The organism is Frankia sp. CeTa3Moorea (assembly GCF_978021225.1).
The window spans coordinates 12922-13809 of the sequence record NZ_CDXDOR010000139.1; the positions used below are offsets into that span (position 1 = coordinate 12922).

1 protein-coding gene and 1 pseudogene are annotated in these 888 nt (G+C 74.2%); both read left to right on the top strand.

Annotated features, from left to right (window positions below; translation table 11 throughout):
* Positions 1-300 (top strand): annotated as a pseudogene (locus AC08OV_RS19610) (hypothetical protein); the annotation flags it as partial.
* Positions 258-888: HAD-IIIA family hydrolase (locus AC08OV_RS19615; RefSeq protein WP_476620080.1), on the top strand; the 631-nt coding region annotated here is incomplete at its 3' end. The pseudogene AC08OV_RS19610 and the gene AC08OV_RS19615, both read left to right, overlap by 43 nt.

The window sequence follows — 888 nt, forward strand, 5'->3', positions numbered from 1 at the left end:
GTCCATCACCGAACAGGACTGCTGGTGGACGGCGCGATGCCCGCTCTCGGCCGACGGTCCGGCCTGCATGAGGGACCTCACGACCGCCGTCGTGGCCGAGGCGGTTTCGGCCCGAACGCCGGGCCGGGCATCGGCCCGGACGGTGGATCTTCGGCCCCCGCCACCGGGAAGAAGAACCCGATCATCCAGTCCCTGCCATCCTCCCTGTTACCCAGAGTAGTAGTTTTCTCCACGCTCCTCGGGGCAGCCCTCGTCTCGTGGCTGAACAGATCCGCGCCGTCGACGGCGCTTCCCCCCTGAGCGCGGACACGCACGCGGCCGCCGGGCGCCGGACCCTGCCGGAAGCGGTGCTGTTCGACCGGGACGGGACGTTGTGTATCGACATCCCCTACAACGGCGATCCCGGACGGGTCGTCCCCGTATCGACGGCGGCGGCGGCCCTGCGGCGCCTGCGGCGGGCCGGCATCCCGACCGCCGTGGTGTCCAACCAGAGCGGTGTCGGGCGCGGTCTGCTCGCCCTCGACGACGTCCATGCCGTCAACCGGCGGCTCGACGATCTGCTGGGCGGTCTGCTGGGCGGTCTGGGGCCGGTGTTCGTGTGCCCCCATGCGCCGGACGCGGGCTGTCCGTGCCGCAAGCCTGCCCCGGCGCTGCTCCTCGCCGCGGCCGCCGCACTCGGCGTGGCGCCGCGGAACTGCGCGTTCATCGGCGATATCGGCGCGGACATGGCCGCCGCCGCGGCGGCCGGCGCCCGGGGCGTGCTGGTGCCGACGGCGGTCACCCGCGCGGACGAGGTCGCCGCGGCGCCCGAGGTGGCCGCCGATCTGCTCGGCGCCGTCGACCTCCTCCTCGAAGCGGCGGGAACGGGGGGACCGGCGGGAACGGCAG